This window comes from Variovorax paradoxus, assembly GCF_022009635.1.
Classification (GTDB): Bacteria; Pseudomonadota; Gammaproteobacteria; order Burkholderiales; family Burkholderiaceae_C; genus Variovorax.
The window spans coordinates 6,361,938-6,387,357 of record NZ_CP091716.1 but is presented as its reverse complement, the minus strand read 5'-3'; the positions used below and the strand labels follow the sequence as shown (position 1 = coordinate 6,387,357).

Sequence of the window (25,420 nt, the reverse complement as noted above, 5' to 3'; positions counted from 1 at the left end):
GGCTGGGCGGATCGGTCGTGGCGCAATTTGCAACCATTGTGGCGCCAATTGCGCAGCGCCCAGGCGTAAGCTGCGATCTTTCAAGCGCCATCCAGCGCGGGTAGCACTGCGCGCCGACCCCTTCAGAGGAGACAAGACACATGCACGATCCCGGCCTGAACTTCGATCTGGGCGAGACCATCGACTCGCTGCGCAGCGCGATCCAGGACTTCGCCGCCAACGAGATCGCCCCCCGCGCCGCCGACATCGATCGCGACAACCTGTTCCCGCACGACCTCTGGCAAAAGCTGGGCGAACTCGGCCTGCACGGCATGACGGTGAAGGAAGAGTTCGGCGGCACCGAACTGGGCTACCTGGCGCACATCGTGGCCATGGAAGAAGTGTCGCGCGCCTCGGCCTCGGTAGGCCTCTCATACGGCGCGCACTCCAACCTGTGCGTGAACCAGATCCACCGCAACGGCAGCGACGCGCAGAAGAAGAAGTACCTGCCCAAGCTGGTGAGCGGCGAGCACGTGGGCGCGCTGGCCATGAGCGAGCCCAATGCCGGCTCCGACGTGGTGAGCATGAAGCTCAAGGCCGAGAAGAAGAACGGCTACTACGTGCTCAACGGCGGCAAGATGTGGATCACCAACGGCGGCGACGCCGACACGCTGGTCATCTACGCCAAGACAGAACCCGAGATGGGCGCGCGCGGCATGACGGCCTTCATCGTCGAGAAGGGCTTCAAGGGCTTTTCGGCCGGCAACAAGCTCGACAAGCTCGGCATGCGCGGCTCCAACACCTTCCCGCTGTTCTTCGACAACTGCGAAGTGCCCGAAGAGAACGTGCTGGGCGGCGAAGGCATGGGCGCCAAGGTGCTGATGAGCGGCCTCGACTACGAGCGCGCGGTGCTCTCGGGCGGCCCGCTGGGCATCATGGCCGCCTGCATGGACGCGGTGCTGCCCTTCATTCACGACCGCAAGCAGTTCGGCCAGAGCATCGGCGAGTTCCAGCTGATGCAGGGCAAGCTGGCGGACATGTACTCCACCTGGCAGGCCACGCGCGCCTACGTGTACGCCGTGGGCAAGGCCTGCGACCGCAACGACCATGCGCGCACCTTCCGCAAGGACGCTGCCGGCGCCATCCTGTATTCGGCCGAGAAGGCGACCTGGATGGCCGGCGAGGCGATCCAGACGCTGGGCGGCGTGGGCTACACGAAAGAGTTCCCGGTCGAGCGGCTCTGGCGCGACGCGAAGCTGTACGAGATCGGTGCGGGCACGAGCGAGATCCGGCGCATGCTGATCGGTCGCGAGCTGTTCGCCGAAACGGCATAAGCTGTTTTTCTCCCTCCCCTTCCGGGGGAGGGCAGGGGTGGGGGCAAGAGGTGTTCGATGAGGCCTTGGGCTGAACAAGTGCCGCTTGCCCCCATCCCAACCTTCCCCCGGAAGGGGAAGGGGCCAGACAAGGAGACAAGGAAATGAACATGACTGCAGCACTGACCGAGAGCTACGGCAAGGGCGCCACCGACGTCCCCCTCATCGAACAACCCATCGGCGACTTCTTCGACGACATGGTCTCGAAGCAGCCCGACCGCGAAGCGCTCATCAGCCGCCACGAAGGCCAGCGCTTCACCTACCGTGAACTGCAGACCGAATCCAACAAGCTCGCCAGTGCGCTGCTCGGCCTGGGGTTGAAGACCGGCGACCGCGTCGGCATCTGGTCGCACAACAACGTGCCATGGGTGCTGATGCAGATCGCCACCGCCAAGGTCGGCCTGATCCTCGTCAACATCAACCCGGCCTACCGCACCTCGGAGCTCGAATACGCGCTCAACAAGGTCGGCTGCAAGGTGCTGGTGACGATGGCGCAGTTCAAGACCAGCGACTACCTGGGCATGTTGCGCGAGCTGGGCCCCGCGCGCCTGCCGCTGCTGCAGCACACCTTCTGGATCGACAAGCCCGGCCAGGGCGACGAACAGCCCGGCATGCAGCGCTTCAGCCAGCTGCTGGCCAGCGGCGATGCGGCCGACCCGCGCATCGCGCAGATCCAGAAGACGCTGAAGGCCACCGACCCCATCAACATCCAGTTCACCAGCGGCACCACGGGCTTTCCCAAGGGCGCGACGCTCACGCACCGCAACATCCTGAACAACGGCTTCTTCATCGGCGAATGCATGAAGCTGTCGCCCGTCGACAAGCTGTGCATTCCGGTGCCGCTGTACCACTGCTTCGGCATGGTGCTGGGCAACCTGGCCTGCCTCACGCACGGCTCGGCCATCGTGTACCCGAACGACGGCTTCGATCCGCTCACCGTGCTGGAGACGGTGCAGGCCGAGAAGTGCACCGGCCTGCACGGCGTGCCCACCATGTTCATCGCCGAGCTCGACCATCCGCGCTTCAAGGAGTTCGACCTGTCGACCTTGCGCACCGGCATCATGGCCGGCTCGCCGTGCCCCATCGAGGTGATGAAGCGCGTGGTCAGCCAGATGCACCTGAGCGAGATCACCATCGCCTACGGCATGACCGAGACCAGCCCCGTGAGCTGCCAGAGCAGCACCGACACGCCGCTGGACCGCCGCGTGTCGACCGTGGGCACGGTGCAGCCGCACCTCGAGGTGAAGATCGTCGACCCCGAGACCGGCGCCATCATGCCGCCAGGCCAGTCGGGCGAGCTGTGCACGCGCGGCTACTCTGTGATGCACGGCTACTGGGACGACGAGCCCAAGACGCGCGAAGCCATCGACGCCGAGCACTGGATGCACACCGGCGACCTCGCCACCATGGACGCCGAGGGCTACGTCAACATCGTCGGCCGCATCAAGGACCTGGTGATCCGCGGCGGCGAGAACATCTATCCGCGCGAGATCGAAGAGTTCCTGTATCGCCACCCCAAGGTGCAGGACGTGCAGGTGGTCGGCCTGCCCGACAGGAAGTACGGCGAGGAGCTGTGCGCCTGGATCATCGTCAAGCCCGGCCAGACCGCGACCGACACCGAGATCCGCGACTTCTGCAAGGGCCAGATCGCGCATTACAAGGTGCCGAAGTACATCCAGTTCGTCACCGAATTCCCGATGACCGTGACCGGCAAGATCCAGAAATTCAAGATCCGCGATGCCATGACCGAGCAACTCGGCCTCCAGCAAGAAAAGACAGCATGAGCAAAATCGAAACGAAATTGAACGCGCGTTCGGCCGACTTCCAGGCCAATGCAGCCGCCATGCGCGCGCTGGTCGACGACCTGCACAAGCAGTTCGCGAAAGTGGAACAGGGCGGCGGCGAGGCCGCGCGCGCCAAGCACACGGCGCGCGGCAAGCTGCTGCCGCGCGACCGCGTGGCCGAGCTGCTCGACCCGGGCACGCCATTCCTCGAAATCGCGCCGCTGGCCGCGCATGCGATGTACCTCGACGGCAAGGGCGTGGAGTCCGCGCCGGGCGCCGGCATCATCACCGGCATCGGCCGCGTGAACGGTGTCGACTGCATGATCGTGTGCAACGACGCGACGGTGAAGGGCGGCACCTACTACCCGCTGACCGTCAAGAAGCACCTGCGCGCGCAGGAGATCGCCGAGCAGAACCGCCTGCCCTGCATCTACCTGGTCGACTCGGGCGGTGCCAACCTGCCGAACCAGGACGAGGTGTTCCCCGACCGCGACCACTTCGGCCGCATCTTCTACAACCAGGCCAACATGAGCGCCCAGGGCATCCCGCAGATCGCGGTGGTCATGGGCTCGTGCACGGCGGGTGGCGCGTACGTGCCGGCAATGAGCGACGAATCGATCATCGTCAAGAACCAGGGCACGATCTTCCTGGGCGGCCCGCCGCTCGTGAAGGCGGCCACGGGCGAAGTCGTCACCGCCGAAGACCTGGGCGGCGGCGACGTGCACACGCGCCTGTCGGGCGTGGTCGACCACCTCGCGCAGAACGACCTGCATGCGCTGGCGCTCGCGCGCACTGCGGTGGCGAACCTCAATGCGAAGAACGCGGGCGCCGAGGCCGCGGACGGCAAGGCGGTGCGCGCCCCCGAGTTCCCGCGCGAAGAGCTGTACGGCGTGATCCCCACCGACACGCGCAAGCCCTTCGACGTGCGCGAGATCATCGCGCGCATCGTCGACGGCAGCGAGTTCCACGAGTTCAAGGCGCGCTTCGGCGCCACGCTGGTGTGCGGCTTCGCCGAGATCGAAGGCATGCCGGTGGGCATCATCGCCAACAACGGCATCCTGTTCAGTGAATCGGCGCAGAAGGGCGCGCACTTCATCGAGCTGTGCTGCCATCGCAAGATTCCGCTGGTGTTCCTGCAGAACATCACCGGCTTCATGGTGGGCCGCAAGTACGAGAACGAAGGCATCGCGCGCCACGGCGCCAAGATGGTGACGGCCGTGGCCACGGCCAACGTGCCCAAGTTCACCGTCATCATCGGCGGCAGCTTCGGCGCCGGCAACTACGGCATGTGCGGCCGCGCGTACAGCCCGCGCTTCCTCTGGATGTGGCCCAACGCGCGCATCAGCGTCATGGGCGGCGAGCAGGCCGCGAGCGTGCTGGCCACGGTGAAGCGCGACGGCATCGAGCTCAAGGGCGGCAGCTGGAGCAAGGAAGAGGAAGAAGCCTTCAAGGCCCCGATCCGCCAGCAGTACGAAGACCAGGGCCACCCCTACTACGCCACCGCGCGGCTGTGGGACGACGGCATCATCGATCCGGCCGACACCCGTCGCGTGCTGGCGCTGGGCCTGGCGGCCGCGCGCAATGCGCCGGTGCCCGAGCCGAAGTTCGGCATCTTCCGGATGTAGGAAGCGTCGAAGGAGTCCGTCATGACGCTGCGCAAGCTCGGGTTCATCGCCGCCGCACTGCTGTGCTTCGCGCTCGGCGCGCAGGCGCAGGACGTGGCGCGCCGCGACATCGAGATTCCGATGGCGGTCAAGGGCCTCTTCGGCGAATCGCGGCTCAAGCTCGCGGCCACCGAATACAAGCCCGCGGGCGATGGGCCGTTCCCGGTGCTGGTGATCAACCACGGCACGCCGCGTTCGCCTTCGGACTTCGCGAAGATGCAGGACCGCTATGCGCGCCAAGCCGAGCTGTTCGCGCGGCACGGCTTCCTGGTCATCAACCCGATGCGGCGCGGCTACGGCAAGTCCGACGGGCCGTGGGCCGAGAACTACTTCAGCTGCAGCAAGCCCGACTACGTGCAGGCCGGTCTCGAAAGCGCCAAGGACATCTCCGCCGCGCTCGACTACGCCCGCGCACTGCCCTATGCCGACGCGCAGCACATCGTGCTGCTGGGCAAGTCGGCCGGCGGCTTCGGCGTGCTGGCGCTGTCGAGCCTGAACCCGGCCGGCGTGATCGGCACCATCAACTTCGCTGGCGGACGCGGTTCGCGCGGACCCGACGACGTGTGCAACGAAGCCAGCCTGGTCGATGCCTTCGGCCGCTATGCCTCGACCACGAAGGTGCCGATGCTGTGGGTCTACTCGGAGAACGACCATTTCTTCGGCCCCGCATTGGCCGGCCGGCTGCTGGCCGCCTACCAGGCCAAGGGCGTCGACGTGCGCTTTGAGGGCGTGCCGCCCTACGGCGACGACGGCCATTCCTTCTTCGAAGGACGCGGCAACGCGGCCATCTGGGTGCCGATGGTGGACCAGTTCCTCGCGAAGCTGGGACTGCCGCAGCGCCTTCAATGAACAGACGACAAGAGACATGAGCGACAACCACTACAGCAAGCTGCAACTGCGCATCGACGGCGCCATCGCCCGCATCTGGCTCGACCAGCCCGACGCGCGCAACGCCTTCGACGACATCGTCATCGCCGAACTGACGCGGGCCTTCACCGAGGCCGGCGCCGCGCCGCAGGTCAAGGCCATCGTGCTGGGCGCCAACGGCTCGGCCTTCTGCGCGGGCGCGAACCTCAACTGGATGCGCCGCATGGCCGACTACACGCGCGACGAGAACATCGCCGACGCGGGCAAGCTGGCCGGGATGCTGCGCACCATCGCCGAATGCCCCAAGCCGACCATCGCGCGCGTGCAGGGCGACGTGTATGCGGGCGGCATGGGGCTCGTGGCCGCATGCGACATGGCCGTGAGCGTGGACACCGCCTGGTACTGCCTGAGCGAAGTGAAGATCGGCCTCGTGCCCGCGACCATCAGCCCCTACGTGCTGCGGGCGATGGGCACGCGCGCCTCGCAGCGCTACTTCCTGACGGCGGAGCGTTTCACCGCCGCCGAGGCGCACCGCATCGGCTTCGTGCATGAAGTGGTGGCAGCCGATGCGCTCGATGCCAAGGTCGACGAGCTGCTGAAGGCGCTCACGGGTGCCAGCCCTGCGGCCGTGCGCGCCTGCAAGCAACTGATCGACGACGTGGCCGGCCGCGAGATCGACGCCGCGCTGATCGCGAAGACGGTCGAGGGCATCGCCGACATCCGCGCGAGCGAAGAAGGCCGCGAGGGCGTGCAGGCCTTCCTGCAGAAGCGCAAGCCGTCGTGGCTGGACACCGGCAAGGCCTGAGATGCCGCAGCGCCCACTCATCGAACGCATGGACGCCTGGCTGGCCGCGAACCGCGCCGACTATCGCGCCGCGCTTCAACCGGGCGTGGGCGACGACGAGCTCGACGCCTTCGAAGCCAGGTTCTCGCTGAAGCTGCCCGAGGCCTTCCGCGCGCTCTACCGCTGGCGCAACGGCCAGCCGAACAGCAGCTTCGACAGCCTGCAGGACAACCGCATGTTCAGCGCGCTCGAGGACATCGCCGACACCAAGGAGATGCTCGACGACATGATCGGCAGCGACTTCGAAGACCCCGCCACCTGGCGACGCGGCTGGGTGCCTTTCCTGTCGAATGGCGGCGGCAGCTACCTGTGCGTGGACATCGATGCCGAAGGCGGCGGCCAGCCGGGGCAGCTCGTCGCCTTCTGGAAGGCGGACGAAGACCGCCCCGTCGAGCATGCGTCGGTCGAGGCGTGGCTCGCGGACCTCGTGGCTTCCATGGAAGCCGGCACCATCGAGTTCGACTGAAGAAGGGGCAACGCCATGAACACCGGCCTCGACATGCCCCAGCTCATCGCGCTGGCCGCCGCCATCGGCTGGGCCAGTGGCGTGCGGCTGTACCTGGTGGTGCTGCTGACGGGCATCGTCGGCTACTTCGGCTGGGTGCCGTTGCCGAGCGGGCTGCAGTTGCTGGCGCATCCGGTGGTCATCGCGGCCAGCGGCTTCATGGTGTTCATCGAGTTCTTCGCCGACAAGATTCCCGGCCTCGATTCGCTGTGGGACGTGGTGCACACCGCCATCCGCATTCCGGCCGGCGCCGCGCTCGCGGCCAGCGTGTTCGGCGCCGACCATGGCGTGATGGCCATCGTGGCGGCGCTGCTGGGCGGCGGCTTCGCGGCCACGGCGCATGCGGCCAAGGCCACCACGCGCGCGGCCATCAACACCTCGCCCGAGCCGTTCTCGAACGTGGGCGCCTCGCTGGTCGAAGACTCCATGGTGCCCGCGGGGCTGTGGCTGGCGGTGGCGCACCCTGTCGTCTTTCTCGTGCTGTTCGTGCTGGTGCTTGTGCTGAGCGTGTGGCTCATCCGCAAGAGCTGGCGTTTCCTCAAGGCGCTGTTCGCCCGCGTGGCCCGCATCTTCAGCGGCCGACCCGATCCGGGCGTGGTGCCCGCGTTTCAACTGAAAAAGAATCCTCCGGGAGACACTCCGAATGTTTAAGAAGATCCTTATCGCCAATCGTGGCGACCAGCCGCGAAGCGGCGCAGTGGCGAAGCCAAATTGCCGGGCACGCGCAGCGTGCGCAGGCGATTTCACCGCGAAGGCCCTCCATGTTTAAAAAGATACTTATCGCTAATCGCGGTGAAATTGCCTGCCGCGTCGCGGCCACTGCCCGCCGCATGGCGATTCGCACGGTCGCCGTGTATTCCGATGCCGACGCGCATGCCAACCACGTGCGCGCATGCGACGAGTCGGTGCACCTCGGCGGCAGTGCGCCTAAAGACAGCTACCTGCGCTGGGAAAAGATTCTCGAAGCCGCCAAGGCCACGGGCGCGGAAGCGGTGCACCCGGGCTACGGATTCCTGAGCGAGAACGAAGAGTTCGCGCGGGCCTGCGCCGAAGCGGGGCTGGTCTTCATCGGGCCCCCGCCCTCGGCCATCAAGGCGATGGGCCTGAAGGCCGAGTCGAAGCAGCTGATGGAAAAGGCCGGCGTGCCGCTGGTGCCCGGCTACCACGGCCATGACCAGGACCCGGCGCTGCTGCAGCGCGAGGCCGACCGCATCGGCTACCCGGTGCTCATCAAGGCCAGTGCCGGTGGCGGCGGCAAGGGCATGCGCGCGGTCGACAAGGCGGAAGACTTTGCCGCCGCGCTGGCTTCGTGCAAGCGCGAGGCGATCAACAGCTTCGGCGACGACGCGGTGCTGATCGAAAAATACGTGCAACGCCCGCGCCATATCGAAATCCAGGTGTTCGGCGACACGCACGGCAACTATGTCTACCTGTTCGAGCGCGATTGCTCGGTGCAGCGCCGCCACCAGAAGGTGCTGGAAGAAGCGCCCGCGCCCGGCATGACCGAGGCCATGCGCAAGCAGATGGGCGATGCGGCCGTGGCGGCAGCGCGCGCCGTGAACTACGTGGGCGCGGGAACCGTCGAGTTCATCGTCGAGCAGCGAGAAGGCGGCGAGATGAACTTTTTCTTCATGGAGATGAACACGCGACTGCAGGTGGAGCATCCTGTGACTGAAGCCATCACGGGGCTCGACCTCGTCGAATGGCAACTGCGCGTGGCCTCGGGCGAAGCATTGCCTGCCAAGCAGGCCGACCTGAAGATCCACGGCCACGCCATCGAGGCGCGCATCTGCGCCGAGAACCCCGACAACAACTTCCTGCCCGCCACCGGCACGCTGCGCGTGTACCGCAAGCCGACTGCCACGGCCTTCCAGCGCAGCCGCGTGCGCATCGATGACGGCGTGCGCGAGGGCGGCGAGATCTCGCCCTTCTACGACTCGATGATCGCCAAGCTCATCGTGCACGGCAGCACGCGCGAAGAGGCGCTGGCGCGGCTCGATGCCGCGCTGGCGCAGGTGCAGATCGTGGGCGTTTCGACCAATGTGCAGTTCCTGCGCGGCATCCTGGCGACCGAATCGTTCTCGAAGGCCAACCTCGACACCGCGCTGATCGAGCGCGAACGCGCGGTGCTGTTCGACCGCGAGACGCTGGGCCTGCCGCTGGCCGCCGCCGCCGCCATCACGCGCACGCTGATCACCGAATGGCCCGGGAAGATGCCCGACCCGTTCGCGCGCCGCGACGGCTGGCGCTCGCTGGGCGAATACCGGCGCCATTTCGACTTCGAGTTCCGCGGTGCGGAGCAGACGGCCGTGCTGATCTACAAGCGCGATGGCAGCCTGTGGCTGGAAGCCGGCGGCGCTGAAGGCCCGCTGGTGATCGGCCAGTTCCCCGGCGGTGAATTCGAGGTCGAGTTCGCGGGCAACCGCCAGACGCTCGACGTGCACCTGGACGGCGCCACCGCCCACGTCTTCGCGTCGAAGGGCGCCACGAAGATCACCACCATCGACCGCCTCGCGCACGCGGGCGACGCGCAGGCCGAAGGCGGCCGGCTCACCGCGCCGATGCCCGGCAAGGTGGTGTCGTTCGCGGTGAAGGCTGGCGACAAGGTCAGCCGCGGCCAGCCGCTGGCGGTGATGGAAGCCATGAAGATGGAGCACACCATCGCCGCGCCGGCGGACGGCACCGTGGAGGAGCTGCTGTTCGCCCCCGGCGAGCAGGTGGCCGAAGGCGACGAATTGTTGCGAATGGCCGCGGCAACGGTTTAACCCCGTTCCGGGCGCTGGCCCGTATCAGCTGCGGTAGTCATTCTTTCAAGGGATCTTCATGACCGCTCGCACGCCTTCCGGCTCTTCTTCTTTCTTCGCCCGCCACCGGTCGGGCCTTGCGCTGCTGGCCCTGGCGGCCGCCCTGTCGCTGGCCGGCTGCGGCCGCAACAACGGCCACGACGAATCGCTCGCCCGCCCGGCGCCGCCGCCCGCGCCGATGCAGGCACCCGCCGGCTATGGCGGCGGCATGGCGATGAAGGAGTCGCGCGCGCGCATGGCCGACACGGCGGCGGAGCCCTCCGCGTCCGAGGCGTCGCCGCAAGATTCGCCGCTGCAGCGCTTCCTGGCCGTGCGGCAGGACCTGAACGTCGAAGTGCCGGCCGAGCAACTGGCCGACGCCTGGGGCAAGGTGCGCGACCTGTGCGGCACGCTCAAGTGCGAGCTGCTGTCGTCCTCGCTGCTGCGCGAAACGCCGCAGCAGCCCGGCAACGCCATGCTCGAGATGCGGGTGGAACCCGCCGATGTGGACAAGCTGCTCGGCGGGCTGGCCGGCGTGGCGAACGTGGTCTCGCACACCACCACCAGCGAGGACAAGACCGCCGAGGTCATCGATGTCGAGGCCCGCATCAAGAACCGCACCGAGTTCCGCGACAGCTTGCGCGTCATGCTGCGCGACACCGTCACCAAGCGCACCATGGTCGACCTGCTGGCGATCCAGCGCACGCTGTCGGACACCCAGGCCGAGCTCGACGCCATCGCCACGCAGCGCAAGGTGCTGGCACAGGAAACCAGCAAGCAGCACATCCAGATCCAGTTCACGCCCAAGCGCGCGCTGGTGAGCAACGGCGACGGCTACAGCCCGATGCGGCATGCGCTGCGCAACGCGGGCTCGGTGCTGGCGGAAAGCGTGGGCGCGCTCATCACCTTCGTCGCGGCGGTGCTGCCGTGGCTGGTGCTGGTGGTGCTGCCGCTGGGCTGGCTGGTGCGGGTGTTGTGGCGCCGCCGCCGTTCCAAGATGGCGTGAGGCCCATACTCGGGTCTGCCCGCCGAACCCAGGAGCCATTTCCGATGCAGGACCCGATCCGTCTCTACGTGGACGCGCAATTCGCCAGCCCCTACGCCATGTCCGTGTTCGTCGCGCTGCATGAAAAGCAGATCGACTTCGAGATGACGCCCGTCGACCTCGCGGCGCTCGAGCACCGGGCGTCGGGCTTCTCGCGGCTGTCGCTGACGCAGCGCGTGCCGACGCTGGTGCAGGGCGACTTCGCGCTGTCGGAGTCGTCGGCCATCACGGAATACATCGACGAGGTTTTTGCAGGCACGCCGCTGTATCCGGGCGACCCGCGCGCCAAGGCCAGGGCGCGCCAGCTGCAGGCTTGGATCCGCAGCGACCTGGCGCCGATCCGGCAGGAGCGCTCGACCGAGGTCGTGTTCTTCAAGCCCTCGAGCGCACCGCTGTCCACGGCGGCGAAGGTATCGGCGAAGTCGCTGTTCGACGCGGCGGAAGCGCTGCTGCCGGCCGATGCGCAGAACCTGTTCGGCGAATGGTCGATCGCCGACACGGACCTGGCGCTGATGCTCAACAGGCTGGTGCTGAACGGCGACGAGGTGCCGCAGCGGCTGGCCGCGTATGCCGCGCGGCAGTGGCAGCGGCCTTCGGTTCAGCGATGGGTGAAGCTGGCGCGCTGACCCGCGTCAGCCCACCACCACTTCGCTGATCTGCATCACTGGCGCGATGTCGGTGTAGTTCTTCACGTCGCCCATGATCTCCTTCATGTGCGGGCCGAAGGCCTTCTGGAAGGCATCGACGGATTCGCTGAACACGTGGCACATGCCGACGTACGTGGGCGGCGAGCCCGGCGCGCCGCCGCCCAGGCCCTTGTCGATGGTGTACGAGAGGCAGGCGTCGCCCATGCGTGCCTTGAGCAGCGGCATGTGCTTGTCGCGGTAGTAGTCGTGGTCGAAGCGCGCGCCGGGGGCGTAGGGGTACATCACGCTGACTTTGATCATGGGTGTCTCCTGATGGGGTGGGTCGTCCGAGCATAGCCATCCGCGCGCGCCGCGTCAGCGGCTTCACTAAGATTCGCCCCCATGCGAATCACCGTCTACCTCACCGACAACCGCCCAGACCCCTGGATCGAAGGCCTGAAGGCCGAACTCCCCGATGCCGTCATCGAGCCGTGGAAGCCCGGCGCGCCGCAGGCCGACCATGCCGTGGTGTGGGCGCCTCCGCAGGAACTCATCGACGAGCAGCCGCAGTTGCGCGGCATCTTCAACATCGGCGCGGGCGTCGATGCGCTGCTCAAGCTGAAGGTGCCGGCGCACACGCGCATCGTGCGGCTCGACGACGCGGGCATGTCGGTGCAGATGGCCGAATACGTGTGCCACACGCTCATCCGCCACTTCCGCGAGTTCGACGCCTACGAGGCCGACGCGCGCGAGGGCAAGTGGAGCTACCGCAAGCCCAGGATGCGGCGCGACTTCCCGGTCGGCATCATGGGCCTGGGCGTGCTCGGCGAGCGCGTGGCCAAGGCCGTGGCGCAGTTCGAGTTCCCGGTGCTGGGTTGGAGCCGTTCGTCCAAGGACATCGACGGCGTGCAGGTGTTCAGCGGCGAGTCGCAGTTCGACGAGTTCCTGTCGTCCACGCGCGTGCTGGTCAACCTGCTGCCGCTGACCGAGGCCACGCGCGGCATCCTGAACCGCAAGACGCTCGGCAAGCTCAAGCCCGAGGGCTACCTGATCAGCATCGCGCGCGGCGGCCATCTGGTGGAAGACGACCTGATCCCGATGCTCGACGCCGGCCAGCTCGCGGGCGCCACGCTCGACGTGTTCCAGGTCGAGCCGCTGCCGGCCGATCACGCCTTCTGGCGCCATCCGAAGATCACCGTGACGCCGCACGGCTCGGCGCGCACGCTGCGCGAGGAGTCGATTGCGCAGATCGCCGGGAAGATCCGCGCGATGGAGCAGGGCCTGCCGATCGCCGGCGTGGTCGATCCGGCACGCGGCTACTGACGGCACGCGCCACCGCTTCCGGCCCCGCCGGAATGCGGCGCGGGCAGGGGAAACCCTGAAGCGCGAGTTTTTCACAAGTATGAAAATCTTTTCATGACTGTGAAAACTGCGTTTCGGGTGATCGAGATCGTCGAACTGTTCGCCAGGGAGAAGCAGCCGCTGGCGCTCTCCGAGATGGCGCGGCTGCTCGACATGCCGGTGTCGAGCTGCCTGGGCCTGATCCGCACGCTCGAGGAGCAGGGCTACATGTACGAAACCGGCCGCCGCCAGGGTTACTACCCGACCGGCCGGCTGCTGGCGATGGCGCAGGTCATCGCCGCCCACGACCCGGTGCTCGACCGGGTGAAGGCCACGCTGGAAGAGCTGCGCGACGCGGCGCGCGAGACGGTGGTCTTCGGCAAGTTCCGCGACGCGGGGCAGGTGGTGTACCTGGAGGTGCTGAGCGCGCCGCAGGCCATCCGCTATTCCGCCGAGTCGGGCGAAACCCGCCCGGCCTACGCCAATTCGCTGGGCCGCGCGCTGCTGTCCACGCTGGAGCCCGAAGCACGCCGCCAGCTGCTGCAGGGCATGGCGCTCGCGCCGCTGACCGAAGCCACGCTCACCACCGCCGAAGCCATCGAGGCCGAGCTGCAGCGCGGCGCCGCGCGCGGCTGGTACGGAAACCTCGGCGAGAGCATTCCCGACCTGATCGGCCTGGCCTGGCCGCTGCGCATCGGCGGCGAGGCCTACGCCATCTCGGTCGCGGGGCCGCGCTACCGCATGGAGCCGCGCATCGAAGACATCGCCGCGATGCTGCGCTCCGCCTGCCTCGCCATCGAACCCAAGACCGAGAACCCCCGATGACCACCACCTCCACCACCGCCCGTTACTTCGTCCGGGAAGCCGACATCGCCGGCTACCACCCCGCCAACCACACCGGCACGCTGAACAAGCGGCTGATCGGCCCCGAGACGGTGGGCGCGAAGCAGCTCGAGGTGCTGGTCGGCCACATCCAGAAGGGCAAGGGCGCGCTGCCGCATGCGCACCCGGGCATCGAGCAGGTCTGCTACATGCTCGAAGGCCGCGCGGTGGCCGAGGTGGGCGGCCAGCGGCAGGAGCTGCACCCAGGCGACAGCTGCTTTTTCCCGGCCGACGCAATGCACACCTTCACGGTGGTGAGCGACGAGCCGGTGCGCGTGCTGGTGATCTACAGCCCGCCGTACGAGGAATCGCCGGAGCGCGTGATCCGGCCCTGAGAACCGACAGCACTACAACCGGAGACAAACCACATGCAGACAACGAAGAACGCGACCGGGCAACCGGCCGCGATGGCGAACCGTCGCCGTTTCATTTCCATCGGCGCCGCCGCGGGCCTCGCGGGCACCATGCCCTGGGCCTTCGCGCAGGACAGCGGCGGCTACCCGAAGCAGCCGATACGCATCGTCGTGCCCTTCGCCGCCGGCAGCGGCACCGACGCGGTGGCGCGCATCACCGGCCAGATGCTCGGCGACGCGCTCAAGGGCTCGGTCATCGTGGACAACAAGGCGGGCGCCAACGGCGTGATCGCCGCGGAGGCGGTGGCCAAGGCGCCGCCCGACGGCTACACGCTGTTCATGACCACCAACACCACGCACTCGGCCAACCCGAGCCTGATGAAGTCGCTGCCCTACGACCCGGTGAAGGACTTCGCGCCGGTGAGCCGCATGGGCAACCTGCCGTTCATGCTGGTGGTGAACAACGAGCTGCCCGTGAAGAACGTGGCCGAGCTGCTGGCCTGGGGCCGGGCGCATCCGGGCAAGCTGACCTACGCGAGCGGTAACAGCACCGGCATCGTCTGCGGCGCCACGCTGTCGCGCATGAGCGGCGTGCCGATGCTGCACGTGCCCTACAAGAGCACGCCGCCCGCCATTGCCGACCTGATCGGCGGGCAGGTGTCGATGATGGTGGTCGACCTGGCCGCGGGTCTTGCCACGGTGAAGGCCGGCAAGATGCGCGCGATTGCCGTCACCACGCAGGAGCGCACCAAGCTCTTCCCCGAACTGCCGCCGCTGGCCGACACGCCGGAGCTGAAGGGCTTCGACATCACTTCCTGGAACGGCGTGTTCGCACCGGCCGGAACGCCGCGCGAGATCGTGCGCAAGCTCAACAAGGTGCTGGCCGACATGGCCAACGGCACGGTCTTCCGCGAGCGCGTGGCGAAACTGGGCTTCGATGCCTTCGGCAGCACGCCGGAAGAGCTGGGCGCGTTCACCGTGTCCGAATTGGCGAAGTGGAAGAAGCTGATCCAGGCGGCCGGCATTCAACCCGAATGAGCGAGCTGAATTTCTCCCTCCCCCGCTGGGGGAGGGCAGGGGTGGGGGCAAGCGGCGTACCCGATGCGCGCTCTGCCTGCCCCCATCCCAGCCTTCCCCCAGAGGGGGAAGGAGCGAAGACCAAGACATGAATACCTCCGGACCTCTCCAAGGCATCCGCATCCTCGACCTCACGGCCGTGGTGATGGGCCCCTACGCCACGCAGACGCTCGGCGACCTCGGCGCCGACATCGTGAAGGTCGAGCCGCCCGGCGGCGACAACCTGCGCGCCGTCGGCCCGATGCGCCATGCCGGTATGGGCGCGATGGCGATGCACCTCAACCGCAACAAGCGCTCGATCGTGCTCGACCTCAAGCAGCCCGAGGGCCGCGAAGCCTGCCTGCGATTGGCGGCGGACTGCGATGCGCTGATCTACAACACGCGACCGCAGGCGATGGCGCGGCTCGGGCTCGGCTACGAGGCCGTGGCGGCCGTCAACCCGAAGATCGTCTACCTCGGCGCCTTCGGCTACGGCGAGCAGGGGCCTTACGCCGGCAAGCCCGCCTACGACGATCTCATCCAGGGCGCGGCCGGCATCGCCTCGCTGTTCGCGCAGCAAAGCGGCGGCGAGCCGCGCTACGCGCCCGTCACGCTGGCCGACCGCGCCGTGGGGCTGCAGGCGGCCATCGCATTGCTCGCCGCCGTGCTGCATGCGCAGCGCACCGGCAAGGGCCAGGCGGTCGAGGTGCCGATGTTCGAGGCGCTCTCGCAGTTCGTCATGGGCGACCACCTCGGCGGCCACAGCTTCGAGCCGCCGCTCGGACCCACCGGCTACGCACGGCTGCTCGCGCCGCACCGCAAGCCCTACGCCACGTCGGACGGGCACCTCAGCGTGCTGATCTACAACGACAAGCACTGGCAGGCCTTCTTCGACGTGATCGGCCGGCCCGAACTGCGCGACTCGCCGATGTTCGGCACGCACACCGCGCGCGCCGCGAACATCGGCGCGGTGTATGCCTTCGTGGCCGAAGTGATGGCCACGCGCACCAGCGACGAGTGGTTTGCCGCGCTGGCCGCCGCCGACATTCCGGTGGCGCGGCTGCACAGCACCGACAGCCTGCTGGACGACCCGCACCTGCGCGCCGTCGGCTTCTACCCGGAGTTCGACCATCCGAGCGAGGGCCGCATCCGCACCCTCGCGCCGGTGGGCCGCTACAGCGCCACGCCCACGGCCATCCGCCGGCCCGCGCCGCGCATCGGCGAACAGAGCGTGGAGCTGCTGCGCGAGGCGGGCTACGACGAAGAAGCCATCGAACGCATGCTGGCGCGCGGCGTCACGCTGCAACCGGAACCAACGAAAGACAGCGAATGAATTTCTCACTGAACGAAGACCAGCGCTCGCTGGTCGCGGCCATCGAACGGCTGTGCGAAGACTTTCCCGCCGACTACTGGCGCGACCACGACGACCGCGCCGTGTTCCCGCACGAGTTCCACCGCGCCGTGGCCGAAAGCGGCTGGCTCGGCATCGCCATGCCGGAGGCGCAGGGCGGCGCGGGGCTCGGCATCACCGAGGCGGCGCTGATGATGCGCGCCATCAGCGCGTCGGGCGCGGGCATGTCGGGCGCGTCGTCGGTGCACATGAACATCTTCGGGCTCAACCCGGTGGTTGTGTTCGGCAGCGAGGCGCAGCGCCAGCGGTTCCTGCCGCCGCTCATCGCGGGCACCGAGAAAGCCTGCTTCGCGGTAACCGAGCCCGACGCGGGGCTGGACACCACCAGCCTCAAGACGCAGGCGGTGCGCCAGCCCGGCGGCGGCTATCTGCTGCATGGCCGCAAGATCTGGATCTCGACCGCGCAGGTGGCCGACCGCATGCTCATCCTCACGCGCACCACGCCGCTCGATCAGGTGAAGAAGCCCACGCAGGGCCTCACGCTGTTCTACACGCCGCTGGACCGCGCCAGGGTCGAGGTGCGGGAGATCCACAAGCTCGGCCGCGCGGCGGTCGACTCGAACATGCTCTTCATCGACGGGCTCGCGGTGCCGGAGGAAGACCGCATCGGCGAGGAGGGCAGGGGCTTCGAATACATCCTGCACGGGCTGAACCCCGAGCGCATCCTCATCGCGGCGGAAGCCATCGGCATCGGCCGCGCGGCGCTGCGCATCGCCTCGCAGTATGCGCAGGAGCGCGTCGTGTTCGGCCGGCCCATCGGCCAGAACCAGGGCGTGGCGCATCCGCTGGCGCGTGCCTGGGCCAACCTGGAAGCGGCCGACCTGATGATGCTCAAGGCCGCCACGCTGTACGACGCGGGCGAACCCTGCGGCGTCGAGGCCAACGCCGCCAAGTACCTGGCGGCCGAGGCGGCGCACGACGCCTGCCAGAACGCGGTGCTCACGTTGGGCGGCATGGGCTATGCCAAGGAATACCACGTCGAGCGGCTGCTGCGCGAGAGCTACATACCGCGCATCGCGCCGGTCAGCCCGCAGATGATCCTGAACTTCATCGCCGAGAAGGCGCTGGGGCTGCCCAAGTCGTACTGATCCGCGCGGCTGGCACCATTTGCAACCTCGCCGGCGCGCATTGCTACCTTCCGCGACTTGTGTACCAAGCAGGGCATTTGCATGTGTCGGACAATGGGTGGCGGTTTTTCATCCTCCCGCGACACCAGAGACATCCCATGAAACTCCCCACCCAAGTCAGGATCGTCGACGTCGGCCCGCGCGACGGCCTGCAGAACGAGAAGCAGCCGGTCTCGGCCGAAGTGAAGATCGGCCTCGTGCACCGCCTGCAGGACGCCGGCCTCAAGGAGATCGAGGTCACCAGCTTCGTGAGCCCCAAGTGGGTGCCGCAGATGGCCGACAACGCCGAGGTCATGCACGGCATCCGGCGCAAGCCCGGCGTGCGCTACTCGGTGCTCACGCCCAACATGAAGGGTTTCGAGGCCGCCATCGCCGCGCCGCGCGAAGAGTGGCCCGACGAGATCGTGGTGTTCGGCGCCGCCAGCGAAGCCTTCAGCCAGAAGAACATCAACTGCTCGATCGCCGAGAGCATCGAGCGCTTCGCGCCCGTGGTGGCCGCGGCGCTCGAAAAAGGCATCGCTGTGCGCGGCGCCATGTCGTGCACGGTCGGCTGCCCCTATGAAGGCGAGATCGCCCCGGCCAAGGTCGGCTACCTCGCGCAACTGATGAAGGGCATCGGCGTGCAGCGCGTGGACGTGGCCGACACCATCGGCGTGGGCACGCCGCGCAAGGTGCAGGCGGCCATGGACGCCACGCTGGCGCACTTCGGTGTCGACGCCATTTCCGGCCATTTCCACGACACCTACGGGCAGGCGCTGGTCAACACGCTGGCGGCGCTCGAGCTGGGCGTGTGGAACTTCCAGTCGTCCTCGGCCGGCCTGGGCGGCTGTCCCTATGCCAAGGGCGCCACGGGCAACGTGGCGACGGAAGACGTGGTCTACATGCTGCACGGCATGGGCATCGAGACCGGCATCGACCTCGACCGGCTGATCGACGCGGGCGTGTACATCAGCGAGGCACTGGGCCGCGAACCGAACTCGCGCGCATCGAAGGCCATCCGCACCAAGCGGGCGGGTTGACGCATGGAACTGCATGTCTGGCTCGCATTCCTGGTGGCGAGTTGCGTGATCGCGGTATCGCCCGGCTCGGGCGCGGTGCTGAGCATGAGCCATGGGCTCAGCTACGGCGTGCGGCGCACCACGGCCACCATCGTCGGCCTGCAGCTGGGGCTGGCGGTGATCCTGCTGGTGGCCGGCCTCGGCGTGGGCGCGGTGCTCACCGCTTCGGCCACCGCGTTCACGGTGATCAAGGTGGTCGGCGCGTGCTACCTGCTGTGGCTGGGCTGGCGCCAGTGGCGCGCACCCGTGGCGCCGGCCGCGAGCGCCGATGGGGGCGAGGCCGCGCGCGAGCCCGACCTCACCGCGCCGCAGCGCGTGCTGCGCGGCTTTCTCACCAACGTGACCAACCCCAAGGGCATCGTCTTCATGGCCGCGGTGCTGCCGCAGTTCATCCAGCCGACGCGCCCGCTGTGGCTGCAGCTTTTGGTGCTGCTGGCCACCACGGTGATGGTCGACGTGACCGTGATGCACGGCTACGCCTGGCTGGCCGCGCGGCTGCAGGGCGTGCTGCGCAGCGTGCGCGCCCGGCGCGCGCAGAACCGCGTCTTCGGCGGCGTGCTGATGACGATGGGTGCGTTCCTGTTCCTGTTCAAGCGCAGCGCCTGATAGATTCGAATTCCCATGTGCGGCTCCGAACTCCACTCCCTCCCCGAAGGCGTCCAGCGCGTTTCACGCGTGCTGCAGGACGCCGGCCACCCCCACTCGCCACGCATGCTCGATGACGCCTGCCGCACCGCGCAGCAGGCGGCCGACGCGCTCGGCATTTCCGTCGGGCAGATCGCCAAGAGCATCATCTTCCGCCGCAAGAGCGACGAAGCGGCGGTGCTGGTCATTACCTCGGGCGACAAGCGCGTGGACGAGAAGAAGGTCGATGCGCTGATCGGCAAGACCGGCCGCGCCGACGCTGATTTCGTGAAGGCGCGCACCGGCTTCACCATCGGCGGCGTGTCGCCCGTGGGCCATGTCACCAAGCCGGTGGTGCTGATCGACCGCGAGCTGTTCCGCTTCGAGGAAATCTGGGCCGCCGCGGGCCATCCGCATGCGGTGTTCCAGCTGCGCCCGCAAGACCTCGAGAAGCTCACCGGCGCGCCGGTGGCCGACGTGGTGTGAATTTCGGCGAAGCGCAGACACTGGCCGAGCGCGCGGTGGCGGTGCAGGCCATGGCCGAGGATGTGCCGTCGCCGTGTTCGTCGGTGTGCCGCATGGACCGACTGAGCGGCTTCTGCGAAGGCTGCCTGCGCACCATTCCCGAGATCGCTGGCTGGAGCAAGATGGAAGACGAGACGCGGCGCCATGTGTGGCGCGCGATAGAGTTGCGGGCACTCGCCGGCATCTGGCGCGCCCCTGGAGACAACGCCGCATGAAGCACATCGATTTCTATCTCGACTTCATCTCGCCCTATGCGCACCTTGCGTTCGAGCACCTGCCCGAGGCGCTCGAAGGGCTGAGCTACAGCGTGGCCTACAAGCCGGTGCTGCTGGGCGCGCTGCTCAAGCAGCACGGCCAGCTCGGCCCGGCGGAGATTCCATCGAAGCGCAGCTGGACCTACCGCCACGTGCTCTGGCTGGGGCAGGCGCACGGCATCCAGATCGAGATGCCCGCCTCGCACCCCTACAACCCGTTGGCGCACCTGCGGCTCGCGCTGTCGACCGGCGACGACGGCACCGTCAGCCGCCTCGTGGCCGAGACCATCCTTCGCCACGTGTGGCGCGGCGGCGAAGAAGCGGGCGACCCTGCGCGCCTGGCCGCGCTCACCGCGCAACTGAAGCCCCTGCGCGACGCGAACAGCGAAGAGAGCAAGGCCCTGCTCAAGCGCAACACCGACGAAGCGCTGCAGCTGGGCGTGTTCGGCACGCCGGCCTATGTGGTCGACGGGCGCCTCTTCTGGGGCTTCGACGGCCTCGCGATGCTGCGCGCCTACCTCGGCGGCGACGCATGGTTCGACGGCCCGCAATGGGCCGGGGCCGACCAGCGCCCGTCCCTGCTGCGCAGCAGCAAACAGGGCTGAGTGAAAACCCGAGCAAGGGCTCGATTTCTTACAAGCTGAAACGCGCCGCGCGGGTTTCACCCTAATCCGTAAGCGCCGATTCAGTTTCGCGAAAGCCTCGGGTCAGTCGCGCCTCCAAGAATGCCTCCACGGTCCCCGCAATCGGGGAACCGCATGGACGCATACACACAGGAGACGACAAATGGCAGCCACACTAGATTCACGGGGAGTGCCGCATCCGGCCCCCCGGCCCATGTCAGCAGAGGAGAAGAAGGTCATCTTCGCCTCGTCGCTCGGCACCGTGTTCGAGTGGTACGACTTCTACCTCTACGGCTCGCTGGCCGCGATCATCGCCAAGCAGTTCTTCAGCGGCCTGGATGCGGGCGCGGCCTTCATCTTCGCGCTGCTGGCGTTTGCCGCCGGCTTCCTGGTGCGTCCGTTCGGCGCCATCGTGTTCGGCCGACTGGGCGACATGATCGGGCGCAAGTACACCTTCCTGGTGACCATCCTGATCATGGGCCTGTCGACCTTCATCGTCGGCCTGCTGCCCAGCTACGCGACCATCGGCGTCGCGGCGCCGGTGATCCTGATCGCGCTGCGCATGCTGCAGGGCCTGGCCCTGGGCGGCGAGTACGGCGGTGCCGCCACCTATGTGGCCGAGCACGCGCCGCACGGCAAGCGCGGCGCCTACACCTCGTGGATCCAGACCACCGCCACGCTCGGCCTGTTCCTGAGCCTGCTGGTGATCCTGGGCGTGCGCGAAGGCATGGGCGAAGCGGCGTTCAACGACTGGGGCTGGCGCATTCCGTTCCTGGTGTCGATCCTGCTGCTGGGCATCTCGGTGTGGATCCGCCTGACGCTGTCGGAGTCGCCCGCCTTCCAGAAGATGAAGGCCGAGGGCAAGACCTCGAAGGCGCCGCTGTCCGAGTCCTTCGGCCAGTGGAAGAACCTGAAGATCGTGATCCTGGCGCTGGTGGGCCTGACGGCCGGCCAGGCGGTGGTCTGGTATTCGGGCCAGTTCTATGCGCTGTTCTTCCTGACGGCACAGCTGAAGGTCGATGCGACCACGGCCAACCTGATGATCGCCGCGGCGCTGCTGCTGGGCACGCCCTTCTTCGTGATCTTCGGTACGCTGTCCGACAAGATCGGCCGCAAGCCGATCATCATGGCCGGCTGCCTGCTGGCCGTGGTCACCTACTTCCCGGTCTTCAAGATGCTGACCGAAGCCGCCAACCCCGACCTGGCCCGCGCGCAGGCCACGGCCGGCGTGACGGTGACGGCCGACCCGGCGACCTGCTCGTTCCAGGGCAACCCGGTGGCCCGCGAGATCGACTTCAAGAGCTCGTGCGACATCGCCAAGCGCTACCTGGTGCAGAACTCGGTGAGCTATGAGAACGTGGCCGGCGCGCCGGGCTCCAAGGCCGTGGTGAAGATCGGCGACAAGAGCGTCGAGGCGCCCATCGGCAACGTGGTGAATCTCAAGTTCGACGAAAACTCCGCCAAGGAAATCGCCGCCTTCAAGAAGGGCGTGGCCGAAGACCTGAAGATCGCGGGCTACCCGGCCAAGGCCGACCCCGCGAAGATGAACAAGGTGCTCACCGTGGTGCTGCTGTTCTGGCTGGTGCTGCTAGTGACCATGGTCTACGGCCCGATCGCCGCGATGCTGGTCGAGCTGTTCCCCACGCGCATCCGCTACACCTCGATGAGCCTGCCGTACCACATCGGCAACGGCTGGTTCGGCGGCCTGCTGCCGACCACCGCCTTCGCCATCGTGGCTTCCACCGGCAACATGTACAACGGCCTCTGGTACCCGATCATCATCGCGGGCATCACGCTGGTGATCGGCACGCTGTTCATCCGCGAAACGAAGGACGTGGACATCTACGCCAACGACTGAGTCGCCGCATGCCAGGAGGGCGCAATGCCCTCCGTTCAACAAAGAGGCTTCATGCCAGTCGCATGAAGCCTTTTTCTTGAGCCTTTTCCTTTCGTTCCCTTCATCCCCGTTTTCATCAGGAGACAAGACCCATGTGGAAAATCGTCGTCGGCTTCATCGCCTTTGCCGCCCTCGCGCTGTTCGTGATTTCCAAGGCCGGCGACAAGGTCGACATGTCCGGCGAGAAGCACGGCGGCGACACCACCACGCACGAGCCCGCGCCGGCCGCCGCGCCGAAGTAAGCCCAGCGGTCTCATGCGGGAACACCGCGGAACCGGCTTTGCCGGGCCGCAGGTGTTGCCCCCGGTAGGGGGAAGGCGAAGCGACACGAAGCGCGCGAAGCCTGGGGGCGAGCCTTACCGCTTGAAGCGGCCGTCGCTCACGATCGACAGGTCGACGTATTCGATGCCCGTGTGGTCCGTCGGCGAGTAGCTGATGTCCAGCCCCGGTCCCAGGTCGTACTGGAAGTTGTTGAGCGTGGCGATGAGCTTGGCGCGCGTGGGCTTGGGCCCCGTGCGGCGCAGCGCCTCCACCATCACCTTGGTGGCGACGAAGCCCTCGAGCAGCGCGGGCGACAGTTCGTTCTGGCCCTTCGCCTTGGCGAGCGTCGCGGCTTCCTTGATCAGCGGATGGCCCATTGCGCGTTCGTACGGCAGCACCTGCGTGATGATCACGCCCGCGCTGGCCGAGCCCAGTTCCTTGATGAAGCCCGAGGCCGCGTTGTTCGACAGCGTGATGATCTGCGCCGCCGAGCCCGCGGCGCGCAGCGCCTTGATGCCGTCGGTCACGGCAGTGCCCGAGCCGATCCACAGCACCGCCTGCGCGTTCGACTTGGTGAGCTGCGGCACGATGGCGCCGTAGTCGGGCTTGTTGCGGTCGGCCAGCGCGACCACCACCGGCTTCAGCCCGGCCTTCTCGAAGCCCTTGTTCGCGCCTTCCATCGCGTCCTTGCCGAAGGAGTCGTCGGCCTGCACCACGGCAATGCGCTGGATGCCGGTGGTCTGCAAGTGCTGCACGGCCTTCTCGGCCTCGCGCTGGTAGGTCGAGCGCACGTTGAAGATGTTCTTCTGCAGCGGCTTGTGCAGCGCCATCGCGCCGGTCGACGGCCCGACCAGCGCCACGCCGTACTTGTCGAGCAGCGGGATCACCGCGAGCGTGTTGGGCGTGCCGCGGTTCAGCAGCAGCGCCACCACCTTCTTGTCTTCGATGAGCACGCGGGTGTTCTCCAGCGAGCGCTTGGCGTCGAGCCCGTCGTCCATGCGGATGACTTCGATCTGCTCGCCGTTGATGCCGCCCTGCGCGTTGACCGCGTCGATGACCAGCTGCGAACCCATGATGGTTTCCTTCACGCTGGCCGCGACCGGCCCCGACAGGTCGGCCGACTGGCCGATCAGTATCTGGGCCGAAACGGCGGGCGCTCCCGTGGCCAGGAGAAACGCAACGGCGCAGGACGTGAACGTCTTCTTCATCGAGCAAAGCCTTTCCACGAAGTGGATGTCGCTGTCAGCAGGTGTGTAATGTGTTGCTGAAAGTGTCATCCGCCATCGCATGGAAACCCTGTCAAACCAAGGTTTCCAGACGCCCGAAAGCAAACGGCCCGCCGGGTGGGCCGGCGGGCCGTTTGTCGTCTTCGGGGCTCCAGTGGCCGGAACTCAGCGCTTGAAGCGACCGTCGCTGATGATCGACAGGTCCGCGAAGTCGATGCCGCTGTGGTCCTGCGGCGAGTAGCTCACGTCCAGTCCGCCGCCCAGGTCGAAGCCCTTGATGCTTTCCAGCGCGGCGATCACCTTGGCGCGCGTGGGCTTGGGGCCGGCGCGGCGCAGCGCCTCGACCAGCACCTTGGCCGACGCGAAGCCTTCGAGCGCCGCTGGCGACAGTTCCGACTGGCCCTTGGCCTGCGCCAGCGTCAGCGCTTCCTTCACCATCGGCTGGCCCAGCGAACGTTCGTTCGGGAACACCTGCGTCACGATCACGCCCTTGCTCGCATCGCCCAGCTGCTTGATGAAGCCCGACGAGGCGTTGTTCGACAGCGTGACCACCTGCGCCGCCGAGCCCGCCGCGCGCAGCGCCTTGATGCCGTCGACCACGGCCACGCCGGAGCCGATCCACACCACGGCCTGTGCGTTGGCTTCCTTGATGGCCGGCACGATGACCTTGTAGTCGGGCTTGTCGCGGTCGGCCGGAATGGTGGCGGTCGGCTTGGCCTTGCCCTTGGTGAAGCCGGTCATCGCGCCTTCGAGGGCGTCCTGCCCGAACGAGTCGGTCACGTACACCACCGCGATGCGCGTGAGGCCGATGGTCAGCAGGTGCTGCACCGCCTTCTCGGCCTCGCGCTGGTAAGTGGCGCGCACGTTGAACACATGCTTTTGCAGCGGCTTGTGCAGCACCATCGCGCCGGTCGAGGGGCCGACGAGCGCCACGTCGTACTTGTCGAGCCACGGGATGATGGCCTGCGAATGCGGCGTGCCGCGGCTCATGAAGAGTGCGAGCACCTTCTTGTCCTCGATCAGCGTGCGGGCGTTGTCGCTGGCGCGCTTCACATCGAAGCCGTCGTCCATGCGCAGCACTTCGATCTTCTCTCCGTAGAGGCCGCCCTGTGCGTTGACCGCGTCGATCACCAGCTGCGCGCCGCCGATGGTCTCGTTCACGCTCGCGGCGACCGAACCGGTCATGCCGGCGGTCTGGCCGATCAGGAGCTGGGCCGATGCGCCGACGGCGCTGAAAGCCAGCAGGGCGGCGGCGCAAAGCATGCGCGTCTTTGTCATGGAAACCTTTCGGGTCGGTGCGGGAAGCGATGCG

General features: G+C 67.5%; 26 protein-coding genes. 23 read left to right on the top strand and 3 right to left on the bottom strand.

Annotation, left to right across the window (positions count from 1 at the left end; translation table 11 throughout):
- Window positions 1-140: 140 nt before the first annotated feature.
- From L3V85_RS29820 to yfcF, 10 genes are all read left to right on the top strand, one after another.
- Complete coding sequence (locus L3V85_RS29820) at window positions 141-1,313, top strand: isovaleryl-CoA dehydrogenase (RefSeq protein ID WP_237676234.1); 1,173 nt, start codon at window positions 141-143, stop codon at window positions 1,311-1,313.
- A gap of 143 nt (window positions 1,314-1,456) precedes the next feature.
- Window positions 1,457-3,136, top strand: a complete 1,680-nt coding sequence (locus tag L3V85_RS29815; protein ID WP_237676233.1) for an AMP-binding protein — start codon at window positions 1,457-1,459, stop codon at window positions 3,134-3,136.
- On the top strand, window positions 3,133-4,761 hold the full coding sequence (locus L3V85_RS29810) for a carboxyl transferase domain-containing protein (RefSeq protein ID WP_237676232.1): 1,629 nt from the start codon (window positions 3,133-3,135) through the stop codon (window positions 4,759-4,761). The genes L3V85_RS29815 and L3V85_RS29810 overlap by 4 nt, the downstream gene beginning before the upstream one ends.
- A gap of 21 nt (window positions 4,762-4,782) precedes the next feature.
- Window positions 4,783-5,649 (top strand): alpha/beta hydrolase family protein, encoded by an 867-nt coding sequence (locus L3V85_RS29805; protein WP_237676231.1) that lies wholly within the window; start codon window positions 4,783-4,785, stop codon window positions 5,647-5,649.
- 16 nt (window positions 5,650-5,665) lie between these two features.
- Entirely contained in the window at window positions 5,666-6,472 is an 807-nt protein-coding gene (locus L3V85_RS29800; protein ID WP_237676230.1) for an enoyl-CoA hydratase/isomerase family protein, read from the top strand.
- A gap of 1 nt (window position 6,473) precedes the next feature.
- A complete protein-coding gene (locus L3V85_RS29795) occupies window positions 6,474-6,977 on the top strand; it encodes an SMI1/KNR4 family protein (protein ID WP_237676229.1) in 504 nt (167 codons plus the stop codon).
- Between the two features lie 15 nt (window positions 6,978-6,992).
- A complete protein-coding gene (locus tag L3V85_RS29790; protein ID WP_237676228.1) occupies window positions 6,993-7,667 on the top strand; it encodes a DUF4126 domain-containing protein in 675 nt (224 codons plus the stop codon).
- 110 nt (window positions 7,668-7,777) lie between these two features.
- A complete protein-coding gene (locus L3V85_RS29785; RefSeq protein ID WP_237676227.1) occupies window positions 7,778-9,781 on the top strand; it encodes an acetyl-CoA carboxylase biotin carboxylase subunit in 2,004 nt (667 codons plus the stop codon).
- Between the two features lie 58 nt (window positions 9,782-9,839).
- Window positions 9,840-10,805 (top strand): DUF4349 domain-containing protein, encoded by a 966-nt coding sequence (locus L3V85_RS29780; protein ID WP_237676226.1) that lies wholly within the window; start codon window positions 9,840-9,842, stop codon window positions 10,803-10,805.
- A 44-nt stretch (window positions 10,806-10,849) separates the two neighbouring features.
- The gene (gene yfcF, locus L3V85_RS29775; RefSeq protein WP_237676225.1) at window positions 10,850-11,470 is read left to right on the top strand and encodes a glutathione transferase; all 621 of its coding nucleotides are present in this window, start codon (window positions 10,850-10,852) and stop codon (window positions 11,468-11,470) included.
- 6 nt (window positions 11,471-11,476) lie between these two features.
- On the opposite strand, the gene L3V85_RS29770 is transcribed toward yfcF, so the two are convergent.
- Entirely contained in the window at window positions 11,477-11,791 is a 315-nt protein-coding gene (locus L3V85_RS29770) for an EthD family reductase (protein WP_237676224.1), read from the bottom strand.
- 81 nt (window positions 11,792-11,872) lie between these two features.
- Here L3V85_RS29770 and L3V85_RS29765 point away from each other — a divergent pair, with 81 nt between their 5' ends.
- From L3V85_RS29765 to L3V85_RS29705, 13 genes are all read left to right on the top strand, one after another.
- Window positions 11,873-12,793, top strand: a complete 921-nt coding sequence (locus tag L3V85_RS29765; RefSeq protein ID WP_237676223.1) for a 2-hydroxyacid dehydrogenase — start codon at window positions 11,873-11,875, stop codon at window positions 12,791-12,793.
- A 93-nt stretch (window positions 12,794-12,886) separates the two neighbouring features.
- On the top strand, window positions 12,887-13,636 hold the full coding sequence (locus L3V85_RS29760; RefSeq protein WP_237676222.1) for an IclR family transcriptional regulator: 750 nt from the start codon (window positions 12,887-12,889) through the stop codon (window positions 13,634-13,636).
- Window positions 13,633-14,028, top strand: coding sequence for a cupin domain-containing protein (locus tag L3V85_RS29755; protein ID WP_237676221.1), 396 nt, complete (start codon window positions 13,633-13,635; stop codon window positions 14,026-14,028). Before L3V85_RS29760 ends, L3V85_RS29755 begins: the two co-directional genes overlap by 4 nt.
- A 33-nt stretch (window positions 14,029-14,061) precedes the next feature.
- The gene (locus L3V85_RS29750; protein ID WP_237676220.1) at window positions 14,062-15,084 is read left to right on the top strand and encodes a Bug family tripartite tricarboxylate transporter substrate binding protein; all 1,023 of its coding nucleotides are present in this window, start codon (window positions 14,062-14,064) and stop codon (window positions 15,082-15,084) included.
- Between the two features lie 127 nt (window positions 15,085-15,211).
- Window positions 15,212-16,435, top strand: coding sequence for a CaiB/BaiF CoA transferase family protein (locus L3V85_RS29745; RefSeq protein ID WP_237676219.1), 1,224 nt, complete (start codon window positions 15,212-15,214; stop codon window positions 16,433-16,435).
- The gene (locus L3V85_RS29740) at window positions 16,432-17,601 is read left to right on the top strand and encodes an acyl-CoA dehydrogenase family protein (RefSeq protein WP_237676218.1); all 1,170 of its coding nucleotides are present in this window, start codon (window positions 16,432-16,434) and stop codon (window positions 17,599-17,601) included. The genes L3V85_RS29745 and L3V85_RS29740 overlap by 4 nt, the downstream gene beginning before the upstream one ends.
- A 137-nt stretch (window positions 17,602-17,738) precedes the next feature.
- Window positions 17,739-18,659, top strand: coding sequence for a hydroxymethylglutaryl-CoA lyase (locus L3V85_RS29735; RefSeq protein ID WP_237676217.1), 921 nt, complete (start codon window positions 17,739-17,741; stop codon window positions 18,657-18,659).
- A 3-nt stretch (window positions 18,660-18,662) separates the two neighbouring features.
- Window positions 18,663-19,304, top strand: a complete 642-nt coding sequence (gene rhtB / locus L3V85_RS29730; protein WP_237676216.1) for a homoserine/homoserine lactone efflux protein — start codon at window positions 18,663-18,665, stop codon at window positions 19,302-19,304.
- A 15-nt stretch (window positions 19,305-19,319) separates the two neighbouring features.
- Window positions 19,320-19,808 carry a YbaK/EbsC family protein gene (locus tag L3V85_RS29725; RefSeq protein WP_237676215.1) on the top strand — a complete coding sequence of 163 codons (489 nt, stop codon included), beginning with the start codon at window positions 19,320-19,322 and terminating at the stop codon, window positions 19,806-19,808.
- Entirely contained in the window at window positions 19,805-20,062 is a 258-nt protein-coding gene (locus L3V85_RS29720; RefSeq protein ID WP_237676214.1) for a DUF1289 domain-containing protein, read from the top strand. Before L3V85_RS29725 ends, L3V85_RS29720 begins: the two co-directional genes overlap by 4 nt.
- Entirely contained in the window at window positions 20,059-20,706 is a 648-nt protein-coding gene (locus tag L3V85_RS29715) for a 2-hydroxychromene-2-carboxylate isomerase (protein ID WP_237676213.1), read from the top strand. Before L3V85_RS29720 ends, L3V85_RS29715 begins: the two co-directional genes overlap by 4 nt.
- Window positions 20,707-20,887: 181 nt before the next feature.
- Window positions 20,888-22,582, top strand: a complete 1,695-nt coding sequence (locus L3V85_RS29710) for an MFS transporter (RefSeq protein WP_237676212.1) — start codon at window positions 20,888-20,890, stop codon at window positions 22,580-22,582.
- Between the two features lie 131 nt (window positions 22,583-22,713).
- Entirely contained in the window at window positions 22,714-22,863 is a 150-nt protein-coding gene (locus L3V85_RS29705) for a hypothetical protein (RefSeq protein ID WP_172839900.1), read from the top strand.
- A gap of 114 nt (window positions 22,864-22,977) precedes the next feature.
- Here the strand turns inward: L3V85_RS29705 and L3V85_RS29700 are convergent, their stop codons facing one another.
- Together L3V85_RS29700 and L3V85_RS29695 are read right to left on the bottom strand one after the other, a co-directional pair.
- Window positions 22,978-24,090: an ABC transporter substrate-binding protein gene (locus L3V85_RS29700; protein WP_237676211.1), complete on the bottom strand. Its 1,113-nt coding sequence runs from the start codon at window positions 24,088-24,090 to the stop codon at window positions 22,978-22,980.
- A 183-nt stretch (window positions 24,091-24,273) separates the two neighbouring features.
- Window positions 24,274-25,386 carry an ABC transporter substrate-binding protein gene (locus tag L3V85_RS29695; protein ID WP_237676210.1) on the bottom strand — a complete coding sequence of 371 codons (1,113 nt, stop codon included), beginning with the start codon at window positions 25,384-25,386 and terminating at the stop codon, window positions 24,274-24,276.
- Window positions 25,387-25,420: the final 34 nt, after the last annotated feature.